The sequence below is a fragment of the Providencia sp. JGM181 genome (assembly GCF_018257375.1).
GTDB lineage: Bacteria > Pseudomonadota > Gammaproteobacteria > Enterobacterales > Enterobacteriaceae > Providencia > Providencia lanzhouensis.
Genome location: NZ_JAERJY010000003.1, coordinates 1 through 18,451, shown reverse-complemented (window position 1 = coordinate 18,451; position 18,451 = coordinate 1). Strand labels below are relative to the sequence as shown.

Genomic DNA, 18,451 nt, shown 5'->3' with positions numbered 1-18,451 from the left:
TGAAATTTGCGAATCTATTCGCAAATTTTGCGCAATTTATGGAGTAAATTCACATTTCCGCCTCCTGAATAGGATTACAACGATTCCCCTAAATCAATTAATAAACCTCTAAATGCTCGGTCGCTGGTGAGCGTTAGGGAATTTTCATCTTGGATAAATAAGCCGTCGTTACAACTCATTGATAAAGATTGCGATTCTTTCCCGCTAACCAGTAAACCACCATGAATAGATTGTAGATAGGCATTTTTACCTCGTAATGCGAGGGTTTTCGATTCATTAGGCTCAAGATAAATCTGGCTTATCCAAATTTTTTGGCGAAGTTGTAGGCTATTATCGTCCCCATCGGGTGAGGCGATAAGCTTGTTATCTTTCTCCGCTAATGCCAACTTTTGGGGTGGCATAGATTCCTGTTGTGGGCACGCATTTAGCCACAGCTGAAGCCGTGTTAATGATGTTGTCTCACTGATATTGTGTTCACTGTAACTCAGGTCAGGGCGAGGCGAAAAGCTGACGCATTCCCCTGCTTTTGCACTGACGGTATTACCTAAATTATCGCGGTATTCAGCTTGACCTTGCAGGATGATGTTCACAATATCAACATGAGGATAAACTCTTGGTTGAAAAGCATTATTTGGCGCAAGCACTTCTTGATTGAGCACTTTTAGGGTTTTAAAACCCATTAGGTCTGGATCAAAATAGTGACCAAACGAAAAAGTATAGCGTGCTTGTAACCAACCGTAGTCTGCTTTCCCACAATGGTTAACTGATCTTAATTTCATCATAATGGTTAACCCTCACTCAAAATATATAGCTAGTAATATATTGTTATAATAAATATCTGGACGTTGAATTGTTAGCCAGTTAATCTGTTTCCATCATTCAAATTTCCTGAAAGAGATACATCATGAGCAAAGAGAGAGCATTAACACTTGAGTCGTTAAGGGTGATGGATGCAATCGATAGGCGTGGCAGCTTTGCGGCAGCGGCGGAAGAGCTAGGTCGCGTTCCTTCGGCATTGAGCTATACCATGCAGAAGTTAGAAGAAGAACTTGATGTTATTTTGTTTGACCGTTCAGGACATCGAACCAAGTTTACCAATGTAGGGCGCATGCTGTTAGAGCGTGGGCGCGTGTTGCTTGAAGCCGCAGATAAACTCACATCGGATGCGGAGGCGCTAGCTAAAGGTTGGGAAACTCATCTGACTATTGTGTGTGAAGCGCTGGTTCCGGCTGAATCTTTATTCCCGCTGGTGGACAAACTGGCTGAGAAATCCGACACCCAACTCTCTTTAATTACTGAGGTGCTAGCAGGGGCATGGGAGCGACTTGAATCAGGACGTGCGGATATTGTTATCGCACCAGATATGCATTTCCGTTCATCCTCTGAAATTAACTCCAAAGTGCTGTATACCTTGAACCATATTTATGTGGCAAGCCCGAACCATCCTATTCACCAAGAACCAGAACCGCTTTCTGAAACCACGCGAGTGAAATACCGAGGTATTGCGGTAGCAGATACCGCCCGCGAACGTCCAGTGATCACCGTGCAACTGCTGGATAAACAACAAAGATTGACGGTATCGAGCATCGAAGATAAGCGCAAGGCGCTGATTGCAGGGCTCGGGGTGGCGACAATGCCGTATCCGCTGGTGGAGCAAGATATTAAGGAAGGGCGCCTGCAAGTGGTGGGGGCGGAGTTTAGTCATGAGTCGAATATGATTATGGCGTGGCGACGGGACAGCATGGGGGAGGCGAAGTCGTGGTGTCTCCGAGAAATCCCTAAATTATTTAGGGGGTGATCTCGTCATACTTCAAGCTGTAGCTGTGTTGGCTTCATAAAGTCACCCTAGTCACATACTTGTGTATGCTCCTAGGGATAACTTCACTTGCCGCCTTGCTACAACTCGAATTATTTAGAGATCACTCGTGAGGCGACTCGGAAAAGCAAAAAAGAAAATAAAAAGAAAGTAAGAATAAAAAAAGCCAAGATGGAAGCAGATCTAAAGCAAAAAAAGCACCTCGGATGGGAGGTGCAAAGGCATTTAACTTATAGATAAGGATGTTGATATGAGGGTATTGCTGACTCCCTGCCTATAGGTAGCTATAGGCGAGGAGGTTGGAGCTCATTACCATTTTTTATTTAATAAATGGTCGATACTGAATTTGCCTGGACCCGTCACTGCTAACAGGATGTAGCCGCCTGCAATGGTCATGTTTTTCATAAACATCAAGCTGTTTGGCTCAACGCTGAAATTCGTGTGGAACAGCATCGCAGTTAAGAATGTGAACACAGCAGTGAAAATTGCGGTTGTACGTGTTAACAGACCGAATAACACCGCCAGGCCACCACCTAACTCAAGTAAAATTGTCAGTGGCAGTAAAAAGCCTGGGACGCCCATTGCTTGCATATATTGCTGAGTGCCTTCATATGCCCCGCCTAATTTGCCGTAACCTGCAACGATGAACAGAATTGGCATCATAATACGTGCTAATAAAATAGCTCCACTTTCTAAATTTTTCATTGAGTCTCTCCAGATAATACGGTCATTAAATATAAATAAAGTGCGATATATATCGCGTTATAAGCTAAGTTTCAGCACGAAAAGGCTAGAAATCTTGGATGTGCGTATCTTATTACTTAGCTCATTCAATAAAAAGCTAAGCTTATTAACAAAGATAGACAAAAAAATTGAATGTGTATAATTGAGGGCGAAAAAAAGTGCCAAAGGGCACTTTTATCTATCATATTGACAAATAATGATTATTTTTATCTTAAGGGGATGGGTTATTTCTGACTTGAACTGTCTAAACTGCTTCTTAGGGTACGAATAAGCCCCCAAGTCGCGATGGCTTTCTTGCTCAGTGAAATAAATCGATTGGGGTGCTTTAAGGTAAAAATGGAAATAAGACCCGTCGCAGCGATAACAATTGGGCGAAAGGTCATTAGGGTTTGCCAAGCGCGGTCATAAGGCGCTGTGGCTTGTAGCCACTCTTTCTTACTGGCCGATAACTGGATGCGTTGTAGCTCAATATCAGAGACTAAGCGTGACTTTCTTTCTGCAAGTAACTGACGTTTACTTTTGCTCATCATCGGTCCCTGCCAGTGCTTTAGCGTCATTGCGAAGTTGTTCACGGGTTGCGCTGAGCAGCGTGGACTGTTTCGCTTTTTTTAACGTCCAAATAGCAAAGATAATGGCGAGTAAAATCAGTGTTCCGGTTGTGATAGCGAAAGCCTGATAACGATAGACGGGATCCACAGACCAAAAAATTAGCCCAATAAGGCACATCAGACCAAATGCAGAAAATAGAAGAGTCAGCCCTGCGAGTAATAATAACTGAACAAGGTTGAGTTTCTCTTCTTCTAATTCTACTGCAATAAGTTGAATGCGGGTTTCAACCATATTAACGGCGATACCCGCAATTCTTTGCAGAGAATCTAGAACCCGCTTAGCGGGTCCTTGACGTGGCGACTGTTCCATAAGCTGTGATTAGCGCTTGGTGAGCAGCATGCCTAAGACCACACCGACCGCTGCACCGATACCCACGCTTTTCCAAGGATTTTCACGCACATAGCAATCTGCTTGGCCTGCAATTTCTTTGGTTTGCTCGGTGATTTTATCACTGGCTTGACTGAGTTTAGCTTTTGAAGAGGAGAGGGCTTCACGGGCTTTCGCCTTTAAGTTTTCGATCTCTTCTTTTGATTTGTCTTGAGTACTATTCAGAATGGATTCGAGAGAGTCTGCGAGTGATTTAAGTTCAGCACGTAGATCTTCAGAAGAATGATTGGATGACATAGTAGAACCTCCTATCAATAGAAAAATAACGCAATGCCTTAATAAAGTATGACCTTAATAACATTACAATAGCTTTTTTTAGCTTAAGTGCAATCACTAATTGGTATAGATTTCGAATTGAGATAGAGGAAAGCGGGAATTGCTAAAAATTCCCGCTGTTCGATTTGATTCAGTGACGGCTATTTATTTGCGGGCGAATTTTTTCTTGATGACAACACCAATGCTGCCGATCAGACCCAAAATTAATAACCCAACTGGAATAAGCATCAAGACATTCATAATTTGATGTTCATATTGTTGGAAAATAGGGCTTTTACCGAATCCGTAGCCGATAGCGGTCAAAATTAGCACCCAAAGGAGCCCACTTAACCAGTTAAACAGTTGGAAACGCCCATTTTGCAAGCCTGCAAGCCCTGCAATAGTCGGTAGCAATGTTCTGACAAAGGCAAGGAATCGACCAATCAGTAATGCGGCTAAGCCGTGACGATGGAATAGCCCATAGGCACGCTGGTGATAGTGTTCGGGGAGGTGTGATAACCAGCCTTTGACAATTTTTGTATTACCTAGCCAGCGGCCTTGGATATAACCCACCCAGCAACCAATACTGGCGCCAGCAGTTAAAATCACTAAAGTTAATGGGTAGCTAAGAGCACCTTTTGCGATGAGTACGCCAACAAGGATCAGTAAACTATCACCGGGTAAGAATGCAGCTGGGAGCACGCCGTTCTCCAATAATAGGATCATAAACAGCATGAAATAAATCGACCATATCAACGATGGGTTAGATAAGGTTTCGTAATCTTGGTGCCAAAGGGCGAAAAAAAGTTCTCTAACTAATTCCATTAATGTTTCCTAAACGGCAATCACAGCAACAAACATGTTGTTGGGCAGAAATGGATTAAGTAAATGCCGGAAGAAAACGGCTGTTTCTTCGGGCTGTTAGTGTAAAACCCGATCACTTTAACAAAACAGAAAATAACTAAACAGTAAATTTTAAGCTTATTTTGAGAATTCATTTAAATTGCGGCTGATTTTTACATTTTAGGTTCTTAACTACTGGCTTTCTAAAATGGTAAAAAACGTGAATGGCGCTGGATAAGAGGATTTAATCTGACTATTTATCAGTATATTTGTGTTTAGATAACGAAAAATAGCATGAACATATTGGTAGCTAATCATTGCTTTTTAAGACTAATTACCTTATTGTGTGCGCATAGCAAAGGGGAGTAACTTCTTCTGTCGGATTATCGTCATTACGGTGCACACAATTGCATCCGGTAACCGAGCACCACAATTTCCTTATCTTAGGTTATCTGTGTTGTAAGTGAGACCTTGCCAGAAGGCGAGGTTTGCTCATCGTTTACAACCGTATAGTGATAACTTAGGGTGAAAACAGTTTAAGCGGCTGATGTCTTCTGGATATCAGCCGTTTTTTGTTTTTTAAGGAATCAAAATGAACTCTGTTGGAAATCCTGTTTTATGGGGCAGCTTTGCTGTCATGATCCTTGTAATGTTACTCATCGATATGTTTTGGCAAGGAAAACATAAAGGTCAGGCGATGTCGATGAAGCAAGCGGCGGGCTGGAGTATCTTGTGGGTGACTCTATCTCTGATTTTTGCGGGCGGCCTGTGGTGGTACTTCAATGATACCGTTGGACCTGAAGTGGCGAACACGCAAACTATGGCGTTCTTAACCGGTTACCTGTTAGAAAAAGCCCTTGCCGTGGATAACGTGTTTGTTTGGTTAATGCTATTTGGTTACTTTGCTATTCCGGCAAATTTACAGCGTCGCGTACTTGTTTACGGGGTGCTTGGAGCTATAGTCCTGCGTACGATTATGATTTTCGCAGGTAGCTGGTTAGTTACACAATTTAGCTGGATCCTCTATGTTTTCGGTGCGTTTTTACTGTTTACGGGGATCAAAATGGCGTTCGCTAAAGAGGACGATTCACCGATAAATGAAAAGCCATTGGTCAAATGGGTTCGTTCACACTTACGGATGACGGATGAGTTACACGGTGAAAAATTCTTTATTAAAAAGAATGGATTGCTGTTTGCTACCCCATTAATTTTGGTTCTGATCTTAGTGGAAATCAGTGATGTTATCTTTGCGGTAGACAGTATTCCCGCTATCTTTGCTGTGACCACCGACCCGTTTATTGTATTAACGTCTAACCTGTTTGCGATTTTAGGCTTACGTGCAATGTACTTCTTATTAGCGGGTGTTGCTGAGAAATTCTCAATGCTTAAGTACGGTTTAGCTATTATTTTAAGCTTTATCGGCGTGAAGATGTTGCTGATGGATATTTTCCATATTCCTACCGCGGTTTCGTTAGGTACCGTTGCTGCAATTTTAGTCCTAACACTGGTGGTTAACACCATTGTGAATAAACGCAACGAAGCGAAGAAATTGATTAAATCATAATGTTGTTGAGATGGAAAAATTCATGTCGATGACGCGTGATTATCTGGTCGTGATTTAACCAATAGTTAAATCTTACTAGAACAAATCGATACTATTTTAAAAAACACCTTGGATTCATCTGAGGTGTTTTTTTATTTTAACTATCTGAAAATACTCACTCATTTTCGATGCCCTCTGTTTCCTATAAGAAACAAAATTCTATTGCGATCACAGATATGTAAAATTAATGTTAACTGCAATCAATCATTGTGTATATTTTGAATAATAGCCTTTTCAGGAGATTAATATTCCTTATACTGGCTCGGCAAACACATTTAATTCCTAAAAAAGATAAATTATAAAGGTCTATTATGGATACAAATAAAGCAGGGTTATGGCGAGTAATTAGTCAAGGTAGTTTGGTCAAACAAATCCTAGCAGGCTTGATTGCAGGTATCTTATTGGCATGGTTATGGCCATCGGCAGCAAAAAACGTTGGCTTACTGGGTGACCTGTTCGTCAGTGCGTTAAAAGCGGTTGCTCCAATTCTTGTTTGGGTGTTGGTTATGGCGTCCATAGCTAACCATCGCCAAGGGCAAAAAACCAGCATTCGTCCAATTTTAGTGCTGTATATTCTAGGGACATTCTTCGCGGCTGTTGTGGCGGTGATTGGCTCATTTATGTTCCCATCAAGCTTGATCTTAGCTGTAGGCGATACTCAACTGACGCCTCCGGGTAACATTGCTGAAGTGCTCAAAGGTTTGTTGATTAATATTTTCGCTAACCCAGTCGATGCTCTGATTAAAGGGAACTATATTGGTATTTTAGCGTGGGCGATTGGCTTAGGTATTGCATTGCGTCATGCTAATGAATCCACCAAAACGATGATCCACGACTTTTCTTTAAGCGTGACTCAGCTGGTTCGTGTGGTTATTCGCTTAGCGCCATTAGGTATTTTCGGGTTAGTTTCTTCAACAATTGCGACAACCGGTTTTGAAACTTTAAAAGGTTACTTCCACGTATTGGCGGTATTGCTGGGCTGTATGATTATCGTGGCATTAGTGGTTAACCCGCTGATTGTTTACTGGAAAATCAAACGTAACCCATACCCATTAGTCTTCGCTTGCTTACGTGAAAGTGGTGTAACCGCCTTCTTTACCCGTAGCTCAGCTGCTAACATTCCTGTGAACATGGGGATGTGTCGCCGTATGAACCTGCATGAAGATACGTATTCCGTTTCTATCCCGCTAGGTGCAACCATTAACATGGGTGGCGCAGCGGTCACTATCACCGTGTTAACATTGGCTGCGGTTCATACTCTGGGCATTCCTGTTGATATCCCGACGGCGCTGTTATTAAGCGTGGTTGCAGCGGTTTGTGCGTGTGGTGCATCCGGGGTTGCTGGTGGTTCGTTATTATTGATCCCACTGGCGTGTAATATGTTCGGTATTTCGAATGAAGTGGCAATGCAAGTGGTTGCAGTGGGCGTGATGATTGGCGTGCTGCAAGATTCAGCTGAAACTGCACTGAACTCTTCAACGGACGTGCTTTTCACTGCGGCGGTATGTTTATCGGAAGACGATAAACTGGCGCAAGCGGATTCTGAGTTATCTCAAACTCAAGACTAAGCTTTCACGTTGTTCAAAAAAGAAAACCCGCTGAAATAGCGGGTTTTTTTATGAGTCAAGAAAACTTACAACTGATAAGCCACTTTCATACCTTGTTCAATGGCTCGGCGGGCATCTAACTCGGACGCCACATCCGCTCCTCCAATCACATGAGGGTGAATTCCAATATCTTCTAATTGCTCTTTTAATGGGCGATAAGGTTCTTGCCCAGCACAAAGGATGACATTATCAACGGCAAGGCAGATATATTCATCTTGATAGCGAATATGCAGCCCATCATCATCCACATTCATATATTCCACGCCATTAAACATCTGAACGCCACGTTTCATTAATGACAGGCGGTGCACCCATCCTGTGGTTTTTCCAAGTCCTGCGCCGACTTTGCTGTTTTTTCGCTGCAATAAATAGAGGTGGCGAGGCGTTGGTTCTAACTGTTTTTTCATCGGGAAAAGCCCGCCGCGAGTGGTGATGGCGGTATCAATATTCCATTCATGGTTAAATTTATTATCATCTAAACTGCTGCTGATCCCTTGTTGGGTAAGGAGCTCCGCAACATCGAACCCAATCCCTCCGGCGCCAATAATAGCTACGCTTTTACCGACATTATCGGGCTGTTTTAAAGCCTCAATATAGGACATGACTTTGCGATGATCGGCGCCAGCTAGGTTGATAGTGCGGGGGATAACGCCTGTGGCGATAATGACCTCATCAAATTGAGTTAAATCATTCGCTTGTGCAATCTGCTCGAGTCGAACATCCACATTGAGTAGTTGTAGCTGTCGGGAAAAATAACGCAAAGTTTCATAAAACTCTTCTTTGCCGGGGATCCGTTTAGCGAGATTAAATTGCCCACCAATTTGGTTGCTGCGTTCAAATAGCGTGACTTGATGCCCTCGTTTGGCGGCATAGATTGCACAAGAAAGCCCCGCTGGACCCGCCCCGACAATTGCCACTCTTTTGGGTTTATCTGCTAATTCATTAGGATAGTCCATCTCGCGTACCGCTTGTGGATTCACTAAGCAGCCAGCCAGTTTGCCATTAAAAATTTGGTCAAGGCAGGCTTGATTGCAGCCAATGCAGGTGTTTATTTCATCAAATCGACCGTCTTGGGCTTTTGACACAAACGCTTCATCGGCAAGGAAAGGGCGCGCCATGGACACCATATCAGCTTGACCGCTAGCAATGATTTGTTCCGCCACAAACGGGTCATTGATGCGGTTGGTGGTAATCAGTGGAATATTCACCTTGCCCATTAATTTTTCGGTTACCCAGCTGAAGGCTTTGCGGGGGACCAGCGTCGCAATGGTCGGCACACGGGCTTCATGCCAGCCTATTCCTGTATTGATCATGGTGGCACCCGCACTTTCAATCTCTTTAGCCAATAGCTCAATTTCATCCCACGTTGAGCCCCCTTCAACAAGGTCAAGCATGGATAACCGATAGATAATAATGAAATTTTCCCCAACCGTTTGGCGAATGCGCTTAACAATTTCTAGCGGAAAACGGATACGGTTTTGGTAGCTGCCACCCCATTCATCAGTTCGATGATTGGTACGCGATGTAATAAATTGGTTGATTAAATAACCTTCCGAGCCCATCACTTCGACGCCATCGTAGCCCGCTTGCTGGGCAAGTTTAGCGGTGTTCACGAAGTCGTCGATGGTTTTCTGAACTTCATCGGTGATTAATTCACGGGGGGGAAATGGGGTGATCTCGGATTTAATCGGGCTAGGCGCCACTAACGCCGGATGTAGAGCGTAACGACCTGCATGCAAGATTTGTAATGCAATTTTTCCATCCGCTTGATGCACTGCATCGGTGATTTGTTGATGAAATGGCAATTGGTCTTGATGATTCAATACAGCACCATGAGGTGCTAAAGCTCCTTCAGGGTTCGGGGCTATTCCACCAGTAATAATCAGGCTGACTCCATTTTCTGCACGAAGTCGGTAAAAGTGGGCAAGGCGCTGGCTTCCTTGAGGATGTTCTTCTAAGCCAGTGTGCATAGAGCCCATCAAGATACGGTTTTTAAGAACGGTATGCCCCAAATCAAGCGGGGTAAAAAGGTGTGGAAAATTGCTCATATTGGCTCCCATTTGGGACTATTAATAACAGGTCAGATGAGTTAACTGTAGCCTAATGGACAATTGAATTAAGAATAATGTTAAAAAATTGTGATTTTTATCATATGTTTTACGAGGAATAATTAAACTTACAGGACTATTTCTTTTGTTTTATTTTTCTGTCATAAAAAATGGTTACAACAAAGAAGAATGGTTATTTGCATCATAATTTGATGGTTTTTCACTCCACACAACCGAGTTATTCAGGAAATACGCCGATGAAAGAGATTTGCCAAGCGGTTACCTTAGAAGGCAACCATGTTCGATTAGAACCACTGACCCATCACCATGATGCTGTTTATGCTGAGATTATTGAAAGGGATAAGCTGCATCACTTGTGGTATACCTCGGTACCTGAACCGGAAAATGTCGCGAAAGATGTCGATATGCGCCTTGCGCGTTTTGCCCAGAAAGAGATGGTGCCATTCGCGATTATTGATAAACGTACAGGCAAAGCCGTTGGCATGACCTCGTATATGCGGATCGATCAAGGGGTTCGCCGTGTTGAAATTGGGGCAACATGGTATGGAGCCGAAGCTCAGCGCACACCAATCAATACGGAAGCTAAGTACTTGTTATTAAAAAATGCATTTGAAGAATTAGAGTGTGTTGCCGTGGAGCTAAGAACACATTTTTTAAATCATCAAAGCCGTAAAGCGATTGAGCGTTTAGGGGCAAAACTCGATGGGATTTTACGTAACCATATGCTAACTCGTACGGGTGAGCTACGAGATACCTGCGTTTATAGCATCTTAAGTAATGAGTGGCCGGCAGTGCGTCGCCACTTAGAATGGCAGATGACAAAGCCTCGCTAAGTCAAAAAAATAGCCCATGGGATGTGGGCTATGTGATTAATATTCAATCAAGTCAGTTGATTATAAATATTCGTGCATCGGTTTGGTCATATACACGTTATTTGGCATTTTTTCTGTGGTGGTGTAGCCCGCAGGGCTGTTGATCAGCGCTGGGATACGGTTAACCAGGTTTGCGCAGGTGAGTTCCACGGTTGCTGGGTTATTCACTTCAATCGCCGTATCTGGCTCGCCAATGAGCTGCCAACTGTTTTTGTCGCACTCATCCGCCGTTAAAATTTTACCGATACATTCCGTTTCTAAGGTGACACCTTCTGCTGTTTCAGTGATCACCACGGCAGACAACCCTAAAACATCGCCTTTTTTCACCGTCATTTTTAAAGTATCTGAATAGATATCTTCTTTGGCAATTTGCGGCACGCAGCGCTGAGTTTGATTGGTAATGGTCAGACCTAAACGGCTGCACAGCCAACCATTTTGTGTCCACATGTACGGTGGTGCATATTCACCGCTCTCAATTTTCTCGGCGATAACCGCGTATGGCAGGTCGTTATAGTTACCAATTTGCTGATTGAACTCATCGACGGTTAAGCCTGCACCGTGACCTTTTGCCAGCGCGATACCATAATCTTCCACGTTGTAGCAGCTAGAGCCTTTGATTTTGACCAGTTTGTGCATAGAACCTGCCAAGGTATCGATAAGCACGCCCCAGAACATATCTGGATAGCCGCTGCCCGCTAAAGTGCAGTTATTCGCTTTCGCTAACGCATCGAGTTTTTCAGTAATTTCAGGGGAAGAGTTCCACGGATAGAGAGCTTCTTCACCCGTTGAAATAGCATTAACACCATGACGAGCGAAGAGGGAGAATGCATCTTCTAAGTCTGCCATAGTGCTGAGGGTCGCAATAATTCCCACGTCAGGTTTTAAGGTTTCTAGGGCTTTATCGGCTTCATTCAGTGGCTGGATTTTTACGCCAGTTGGCGCCGTGCCTGCGATTTCGCCAATGTCTTTGCCAATCACGGCAGGGTTGATATCAAAAGCCGCCACAACTTCAGCACCGTGTTCTTGTAGGTAACGGATGAGAAATTTGCCCATCTTTCCACAACCATATTGAACTGCACGTACTTTTTTCATCATTATCGTCCTATAGCTGTTTGTCTAATATCATCATGTTCTATATGAAGTATAAAATTATTGTTTTATATCAATCAATTGAATAAAGAATGCTTAATAAATTAGAACAGGAAAACTCAATCTTTACGCCCGATTATTTACTATAGGGTAGTCGTTAACGCAGGTTTGTTCATAAATGGCGTTCTAATAAAGAATGGAATCCTAGAATAAAATCCGATAATTAAGATAGGAATGATGGTTTTTGATGATGCCATGCCATTGAATTATATGGCATGGCTATGGCTTGGATACAAATTCACCATACAGTATTGAAATACTAGACCTTCACCAAAACAGCACGTATAATCGGCACCACTTTGGCCCCTTAGCTCAGTTGGTTAGAGCAGGCGACTCATAATCGCTTGGTCACTGGTTCAAGTCCAGTAGGGGCCACCAAATTTTAGCTGTTAAATCAGCGCAAAAAGCCACTTCTTAGCAAGTGGCTTTTTTGTGTCTGGAGCACTGGGAATAAACTACCTTCTCTTAAACTACCTCTCATATATCTCAACAAACCCTCTCCCACAACTTCTTCATTATTAAGCCGAAATCTCTATGTTTGACTCTCTGAAGGCTTCCCCAGCAATAGGGCTTAACGATGAGTACTAACTGTGGGTATTGGAATAGTTCAGTTTGGTATCGAAGCTTTTATTTCCATTATTTTTACACGAAAACACATCAAGCTTGAATACAGACTCACCTCAAATGCTACCAAACTCATCCAATCATAACTCAAGCTAGTAGGTAAAACTTTCTTTTATTCAGTTTTGTTATATTCGCCCAATGTCATCTTGGCCAGCAGTGGAACTGACCAAGATGAGAGAAATTCACTTTATAGGGAATACAATTCTTCGAAATTGCTCATCGTAGCATGTACCTTACAGGTATTTCTGAAGGATGGCCTGCTTACGAGCGTCTGCAGCATCGATTACTGCTTGTGCATCTTTAATCTCCTTTTCTAGTGCTTCTATTCTGTTAACAAACAATTGTTGTTCTGCAATCGAAAGAAGCGGCACTTTGATATTTCGCATAGTAGTTGCATTGATATTCACCTGATTAATAGATTTGGATGCTTTACTCTTAGCTTCCGATTGGAAGGTGGATGAGTTCATTATTTTTTCCAAGTATTTCGGTAGTACTATGCTGATATCAGGCACAATACGCACGAGGTAAGAGGCAAAGCAATACTCCCCCTCCAGATCAAACAGTCCAGTTTTACCAACATGCTCAATACTGTTAGTACGATTGAAAAGCAAATCCCCCTTATTGAGCTTGTACTTAGCAAATTCCTCGGCGCTAATATCTACGCACTTCATGCTGCCGTTGTCCATCATTCGACCACGAATGATTTCGTTCATGCGGAAAATTTTGTAGCCTACACCACCTTCGTTCATGGCCTCACTCAGTCCATACTGAATGTTGACAGCTAGTTTGTCGATTTCTGTACGTAGGGTAGAAGATCTATAAACGCCAGCTACTTCTAACTCAATACGTGCAATTGCTTGCTCAATACTGGTTTGTGAAGAATTGACATTATTATCAACCGACTTGCACTCCGAAACTATCATCCCCAATGTGGTAGGGTCAGGCACCGCAATCTGGAGAGTCTCAAGGTCTTTTGGATAAACGTGGGGTTGTGCTGCGCCACGAGACAATGCCTGAATTTCGCTTTGCCTGCTTTTCAGCACGTAGTACAGATATTCAGTATGTTCGTCATTTTTACCACGTATCGTTGTGCAGTCAGATGCAAAAATTGGCTCCTTCCAGAAGGCAACAAAGCCCGCGCTGGCACCTGATGCGCTGATAGTGATGATATTGGCATCTCGATTGGAAGTATTGTGTGTATATGCGTAAGTCATTCCTCCTGCAACAACTTTAAAAGGTCCTGATACAGCCTTTTTCTGCGTAATGGAAGTGCCTTTTCGTATTTCAGCCTGACTCCTCAAAGAGGAAATTGGCCACTTAGATACGAACTTTCCCCCCCCCTTTACTGCTAAGTTAAACTGCTTATCAAATATAGGGCGAGAAAAATCCAGAATATCCACCAATTCTATCGTGCGTGCCAGACTTTGTAATGCTGGTGGGATAGCTACGGGGTTGCCATTGAAATTTGCTGCAATGTAGTAATTCAGCTTTTCCGCATTATCCCTGCTTATCTCATCGTAAAGTGGTGTAAGGTGCCGACCGTTAGCATCCTTGATGAGTTTGATTCCTTCGTCACCCTTGGCGGAGCTCCATTCGTAGCCGAGGAATTGCTTGATCTCTTTAGTTCCTATCGGGCTGCGAATGATTAGCACTGGGTTTGGTTGATTGCAGGCCATCACGAAGTGGTATAGCTTGTCTCGCTCAATGTTTTGGACAAATGCTAGATAGCGTTTGTTAATTTCGGCTGCTTTATCTTGAGGGCTCAATGCTTTGAACCATTTTACCTTGTTGAGATTGGTGATCTCGGAGCTGCCGTTGAATTTTTCAAGATAAACAGAGTTAAAATGGTCAGCCCAAACACCGGCGGGATCGCCTTTGAGTAGAGACTTATAAACATTCAGCTGTATATTAACGTGATCGGCATAGCGTGCAATTAGATGTTCATCCTGATAGATGCTGTCAGCATTAGCATTGTCTCCTTTGAACCATTCTGCCACACGCTCACGGTAGTGTGCAGCTGTGTCAGGAGATGTCTTTTTGCGACGCAAGAAGAGGGTAACGGTGTTTGTGCCTGTCTTGCCAAAAGTGCCGCTGCCAAATTCTACAATTGCTACGATATCGAAATACTGGATCAATATTTCTCGGGTACGAATATAGGTGCTACCACCGTTGGACAAAATACTGGATGGCAGGATGATAGCGGCCAAACCATCGGCTCGCAGCAACTGTTTGGCTCGTTCAATGAAGAAGGCTTCAATGCTATTGGATGTTTCGAGATCGCTGATAGTATCAGTGAGGGTGTAGGCCTCACGCTCCTTCTCGGGCAGCGTTTCTAGAAAACCGCGCACACTATAAGGCGGATTGGCAACCAGTAGGTCAAAGGTTCCATCCTTGATCTCTGGAAATGCTTCGTGCTGGTTGATCAGTGCATCACCATAGCAGATATTAATCTCCTGCTGACCATACATGAAGGCCGAAACTTTGGCTACCTTCGACAGCCGGTATTCTTTCTCAATACCAAACAAGGACTTGTGATAAGCGGTCAGCTCAACTGTAGGATTGTAGTCTTCTACGAGAGGTTTGAGCTGTAAGGCTAGCTCGGTCAGGAAATGGCCTGCACCGCAGGCATAATCGATAGCTTTGGGGGGGGCGACGCTACGTTGGATGAGTGAGGTCAGTGGAAGACTCTTCATGATGAAGCGGCAGATAGGCATTGGTGTGAAGAACTGGCCCTCACTTTGCTTGACACCCTGATCGAGGAAACCCTCGAACATATCGCCCAAAAATTGGTTGTGACCGTGCGGATCGGTCAGGCGAATGTCCTGCCACATTTGCAAGATCTTCAATAGTACTTCGGCGTTCTGGTAGAAAAGCTTTTCATTGTGAACGTCAATCAGAGAGAAATCGTTATTGGTAAAAAATTTCTGTTGGATGAATAGATTCCAGACAGCACGTTGGGTAGCGTCAGGATTCTGTTTGATAAAGCGCAAGGCATTGCTTACATCTCCTTGGTTAATATAGGTGATGTCTTCACCGAGAAATTTCCCCATGCCTGCTTGATACAGCTGCTGCAAACGATCCATCAGATCGAAATGGGTGTCGTAGGCGACACCTTTCCAATAAAATTTCAAGTCGGATGGATTTTCAATTTCATCGACTAATTTGCATAGGAACAAATTGACTAATTTATCAAAGGCATTTTCTCGTCCTGACACATTATGCTGTCGCAAAATAGTGGCGAACTCATGGTACTTTTTCTGTTGATCTCTGGCGGAGATTGCATGCAAGTCGTCCAGAGAATATTTGTCTTTGCCAATATGGTACGGTTGAATGTTTTCTTCAAAAATCCCTTTTGTTGTGTAGTCAAGCTTGTAGGTGTCACGCCAGACAGTGTAGCGTTCTTTTACATCGCTAGCTGACTTAAAACCTTTGAATATGGGGTTGTCGATCAGATATTTCTCGTTGTCACGGTGCGCAATGATATGGCTGGTATAGGTTAGAACATCAGCATCTAGATCAGACGTGTACAGGCAGAGAAATTGAGTTTCGCTGATTTGTTGTGAATAGCTGAATAGCTGATCGCCATGTTGCAGAGTTCTACCCCAGGCTCGTTTGAATTCGGAGCCAGCTGTTTTACATTCGATGATCAGTAAAGGCCGACCATTGTTGTCCTTGATTAGAATATCAGCACGGCCCCCACTAGCACCACGACCTAGCTTCCATTTAGGCTCCAGCTCGATGTGCTCAGGTTTATAACCCTTTTTTAACAGGCGGTGAACACATTCGAATACAACGAAATTTTCATTGGCGTTGAAGTTGCATGTCTGCCGCTCATTGATAATCAAGCCAGCAGCTTCTGGATAAATGATTTCCTTCTTTATGAAGTTCACTTCCAACACAGCAGCACCAAATGTCTTGCTATAAATCGCGCCCTTTTTTTCAAAACTGAGGACGTGTAATAGGTCGGCCAAATTGTCTTGGGTTAGCATCTCATTCATTCCTGCTCTATTTTATTGGCCCTTCTTCAATTTTTTGATGAGGATGGGGCTGTTTTCATAACTTTGTTTACGCCACCAGCGCATACCCAGTTATCCACTTTTGATACCTTGAATTTCCACAATCTACCAATACTGTGGGCGGTATATTGAATCACGAGTCACGCCAAGATGCCTATAATCAGTTGTGCGGACATCCAAGGTTCAGCAACATAATGAATCTTTAGCAGAAATATGCTGAGTAAGACAAAGCTAGTTTAAATCGTAGAGGGCGTAATTTATCAGCTTGACTACTCTCAAGCGAGCACTTATCACAGAAGTCTTGCTAGAAAAGTGAGTTTACCTAATCTTAGTAAACTTGTAGTTAAGTGGGTAAATATTTAATCAAAAGTGATGTTAGCTACCCATTTAAGGTTCACCCAACAAATCCTCTCCCCGTAAACTCTTCAATCAACCGCTCGCCTTCATGCCATTCGCCATATCCTGCATCAGTATTTAAATGCTCACCGCCTTTAACCAACATAAGCTGGCTGCCCCATATTTCTGCAAGCTGATGGGCTTTCTCTGTGCCAAGATGCGGATCATTATCGGTATAAATAAGCAAAGAAGGGCTTGGAAGCTTTTTATTGGGTAGAGGTCGCTGTTGTTGAATATCGAGTAGGGCTGAAGGGGAATCAACATCCGCAGGGGTGGCTAGGATCATCGCCTTTACTTGATGGTTGGGAAATTGGCTTGCCCATTGCGCGACACAAACAGCTCCGCAACTGTGTCCAATCAGTACCAATTCACCCTCTGTATTTTGAACTACCTCGTTTAGGCGCTCTATCCATTTATGGTTAGGGGCATTCCAGTCATCCTGAATGACGCGCACAACATTATGGTATTTTCTTTCTATATAGGATTGCCAATGTTGAGAACCGGAATTGGTATAGCCGGGAACAATAATAAAAGTGGTGGTCATCTTGCTTCTCAGGTTGTCTGGGAAAATTTAATCTTAATCTGTGCGAACTAAAGTTAGCTAGCAATTTATCGGCTAGTGTTAAATCAAAATGTTATTTAAGTAAGCCATTCGGAATAATACGAAATAGCTTCTGATGGTTTTGCTTTTAACGCATTCAATGCGTTAATTATGAGTTTGTAATAAATAATTAAAAATAAAATCAATGTATTGCAGTTAATCCTATTTTCATCACACATTATGATTGTCACCATTGCAATGACTACTAAAGTCAAATTATTTAAGGTGGGATGAGTTTCAATTTAACTTATGTAAAGGTTGCTCATATGAAGGATAATACTTCACTAGATAATGAATTTTCAGGTTTCAATGCATTTCATCTGATTTGATAAAGGTTCAATGAATGTATTTGAGCCTTTGTGTTTCTTTTTACCTAAAGAGCATTTGCCATTCTAATTTCCTACCTAGCTATTCTTATATACCAGTCAATACATCCCTGAAATAATCACTATGGTCATCATATTTGAGTGTGAAATAGTACCTTAATGAAACACTGATTAGACCAGAATATATTTTATTCACATTGAATAATTCTCATTAGGTATAATAAATGAGACTGAGTTCTTATTTATTAGAAAAAATAGCGGATGGAGATAAATTAGAATTAACTATTTTCTTTTTGATACATATAAATTTGGATTAAAACCGAAAAAAACTATTACGCTAAATTGTGGTAATTGGATAATTGAAGATAATAATACACGTCAAAGATGTAACCAATTGCAAAAAAGTAATGTCCGATGTATGTGAAAGAAATGTTGTTAAGTATGAACCATTGACACATTATCTGTAACTGATTGATTTTTATAGTATCAAAATAATCGTAATATGATTAAATGTATCAAAAAATAACTGCCTAT

At 42.6% G+C, this 18,451-nt stretch carries 14 protein-coding genes and 1 tRNA gene; 5 read left to right on the top strand and 10 right to left on the bottom strand.

All coding sequences use genetic code 11. The features are described from left to right. Nucleotides 1-74: 74 nt before the first annotated feature. A complete protein-coding gene (locus tag JK188_RS00945; RefSeq protein ID WP_211887378.1) occupies nt 75-782 on the bottom strand; it encodes a pirin family protein in 708 nt (235 codons plus the stop codon). A 122-nt stretch (nt 783-904) separates the two neighbouring features. On the opposite strand from JK188_RS00945, the gene JK188_RS00940 reads away from it, so the two are divergent. After that, on the top strand, nt 905-1,798 hold the full coding sequence (locus JK188_RS00940) for a LysR family transcriptional regulator (protein WP_154599776.1): 894 nt from the start codon (nt 905-907) through the stop codon (nt 1,796-1,798). A 327-nt stretch (nt 1,799-2,125) separates the two neighbouring features. Here JK188_RS00940 and JK188_RS00935 read toward each other — a convergent pair whose 3' ends face one another. From JK188_RS00935 to JK188_RS00915, 5 genes are all read right to left on the bottom strand, one after another. Continuing rightward, on the bottom strand, nt 2,126-2,521 hold the full coding sequence (locus JK188_RS00935) for a DoxX family protein (RefSeq protein ID WP_132496578.1): 396 nt from the start codon (nt 2,519-2,521) through the stop codon (nt 2,126-2,128). Nucleotides 2,522-2,784: 263 nt separating this feature from the next. Then, entirely contained in the window at nt 2,785-3,087 is a 303-nt protein-coding gene (locus JK188_RS00930; protein WP_249215471.1) for a YqjK-like family protein, read from the bottom strand. Then, nucleotides 3,074-3,478, bottom strand: coding sequence for a phage holin family protein (locus JK188_RS00925; RefSeq protein ID WP_036956172.1), 405 nt, complete (start codon nt 3,476-3,478; stop codon nt 3,074-3,076). The genes JK188_RS00930 and JK188_RS00925 overlap by 14 nt, the downstream gene beginning before the upstream one ends. Before the next feature lie 9 nt (nt 3,479-3,487). Then, nucleotides 3,488-3,793: a DUF883 family protein gene (locus tag JK188_RS00920; RefSeq protein ID WP_211887381.1), complete on the bottom strand. Its 306-nt coding sequence runs from the start codon at nt 3,791-3,793 to the stop codon at nt 3,488-3,490. 183 nt (nt 3,794-3,976) lie between these two features. Beyond that, nucleotides 3,977-4,636: a DedA family protein gene (locus JK188_RS00915; RefSeq protein WP_154603423.1), complete on the bottom strand. Its 660-nt coding sequence runs from the start codon at nt 4,634-4,636 to the stop codon at nt 3,977-3,979. Between the two features lie 610 nt (nt 4,637-5,246). Here JK188_RS00915 and JK188_RS00910 point away from each other — a divergent pair. Next, the gene (locus JK188_RS00910) at nt 5,247-6,218 is read left to right on the top strand and encodes a TerC family protein (protein WP_211887383.1); all 972 of its coding nucleotides are present in this window, start codon (nt 5,247-5,249) and stop codon (nt 6,216-6,218) included. Between the two features lie 350 nt (nt 6,219-6,568). After that, the gene (gene sstT, locus JK188_RS00905; protein ID WP_036956183.1) at nt 6,569-7,825 is read left to right on the top strand and encodes a serine/threonine transporter SstT; all 1,257 of its coding nucleotides are present in this window, start codon (nt 6,569-6,571) and stop codon (nt 7,823-7,825) included. A gap of 65 nt (nt 7,826-7,890) precedes the next feature. Here the strand turns inward: sstT and JK188_RS00900 are convergent, their stop codons facing one another. Then, nucleotides 7,891-9,912, bottom strand: coding sequence for an NADPH-dependent 2,4-dienoyl-CoA reductase (locus JK188_RS00900; RefSeq protein ID WP_211887386.1), 2,022 nt, complete (start codon nt 9,910-9,912; stop codon nt 7,891-7,893). 257 nt (nt 9,913-10,169) lie between these two features. Here JK188_RS00900 and JK188_RS00895 point away from each other — a divergent pair, with 257 nt between their 5' ends. After that, nucleotides 10,170-10,766 carry a GNAT family N-acetyltransferase gene (locus tag JK188_RS00895; RefSeq protein ID WP_211887389.1) on the top strand — a complete coding sequence of 199 codons (597 nt, stop codon included), beginning with the start codon at nt 10,170-10,172 and terminating at the stop codon, nt 10,764-10,766. A 60-nt stretch (nt 10,767-10,826) separates the two neighbouring features. Here JK188_RS00895 and JK188_RS00890 read toward each other — a convergent pair whose 3' ends face one another. Continuing rightward, a complete protein-coding gene (locus tag JK188_RS00890) occupies nt 10,827-11,900 on the bottom strand; it encodes an NAD(P)H-dependent amine dehydrogenase family protein (protein WP_132496573.1) in 1,074 nt (357 codons plus the stop codon). A gap of 355 nt (nt 11,901-12,255) precedes the next feature. Between JK188_RS00890 and JK188_RS00885 the strand changes: the two genes are divergently transcribed. Continuing rightward, nucleotides 12,256-12,332 (top strand) — tRNA-Ile (locus JK188_RS00885). A 479-nt stretch (nt 12,333-12,811) separates the two neighbouring features. Here the strand turns inward: JK188_RS00885 and JK188_RS00880 are convergent. Together JK188_RS00880 and JK188_RS00875 are read right to left on the bottom strand one after the other, a co-directional pair. Then, on the bottom strand, nt 12,812-16,567 hold the full coding sequence (locus JK188_RS00880; protein ID WP_211887391.1) for an N-6 DNA methylase: 3,756 nt from the start codon (nt 16,565-16,567) through the stop codon (nt 12,812-12,814). A 421-nt stretch (nt 16,568-16,988) separates the two neighbouring features. Continuing rightward, nucleotides 16,989-17,534 carry an RBBP9/YdeN family alpha/beta hydrolase gene (locus JK188_RS00875; protein ID WP_211887393.1) on the bottom strand — a complete coding sequence of 182 codons (546 nt, stop codon included), beginning with the start codon at nt 17,532-17,534 and terminating at the stop codon, nt 16,989-16,991. Nucleotides 17,535-18,451: the final 917 nt, after the last annotated feature.

Excerpts from the sequence above, each read along its gene's own strand:
- JK188_RS00940 (WP_154599776.1), top strand. The coding sequence starts at position 905 with ATGAGCAAAGAGAGAGCATTAACACTTGAGTCGTTAAGGGTGATGGAT.
- JK188_RS00900 (WP_211887386.1), bottom strand. The coding sequence starts at position 9,912 with ATGAGCAATTTTCCACACCTTTTTACCCCGCTTGATTTGGGGCATACC.
- JK188_RS00925 (WP_036956172.1), bottom strand. The coding sequence starts at position 3,478 with ATGGAACAGTCGCCACGTCAAGGACCCGCTAAGCGGGTTCTAGATTCT.
- JK188_RS00875 (WP_211887393.1), bottom strand. The coding sequence starts at position 17,534 with ATGACCACCACTTTTATTATTGTTCCCGGCTATACCAATTCCGGTTCT.
- JK188_RS00890 (WP_132496573.1), bottom strand. The coding sequence starts at position 11,900 with ATGATGAAAAAAGTACGTGCAGTTCAATATGGTTGTGGAAAGATGGGC.
- JK188_RS00920 (WP_211887381.1), bottom strand. The coding sequence starts at position 3,793 with ATGTCATCCAATCATTCTTCTGAAGATCTACGTGCTGAACTTAAATCA.
- JK188_RS00880 (WP_211887391.1), bottom strand. The coding sequence starts at position 16,567 with ATGCTAACCCAAGACAATTTGGCCGACCTATTACACGTCCTCAGTTTT.
- JK188_RS00895 (WP_211887389.1), top strand. The coding sequence starts at position 10,170 with ATGAAAGAGATTTGCCAAGCGGTTACCTTAGAAGGCAACCATGTTCGA.
- JK188_RS00945 (WP_211887378.1), bottom strand. The coding sequence starts at position 782 with ATGATGAAATTAAGATCAGTTAACCATTGTGGGAAAGCAGACTACGGT.
- JK188_RS00915 (WP_154603423.1), bottom strand. The coding sequence starts at position 4,636 with ATGGAATTAGTTAGAGAACTTTTTTTCGCCCTTTGGCACCAAGATTAC.
- JK188_RS00930 (WP_249215471.1), bottom strand. The coding sequence starts at position 3,087 with ATGAGCAAAAGTAAACGTCAGTTACTTGCAGAAAGAAAGTCACGCTTA.
- JK188_RS00935 (WP_132496578.1), bottom strand. The coding sequence starts at position 2,521 with ATGAAAAATTTAGAAAGTGGAGCTATTTTATTAGCACGTATTATGATG.
- sstT (WP_036956183.1), top strand. The coding sequence starts at position 6,569 with ATGGATACAAATAAAGCAGGGTTATGGCGAGTAATTAGTCAAGGTAGT.
- JK188_RS00910 (WP_211887383.1), top strand. The coding sequence starts at position 5,247 with ATGAACTCTGTTGGAAATCCTGTTTTATGGGGCAGCTTTGCTGTCATG.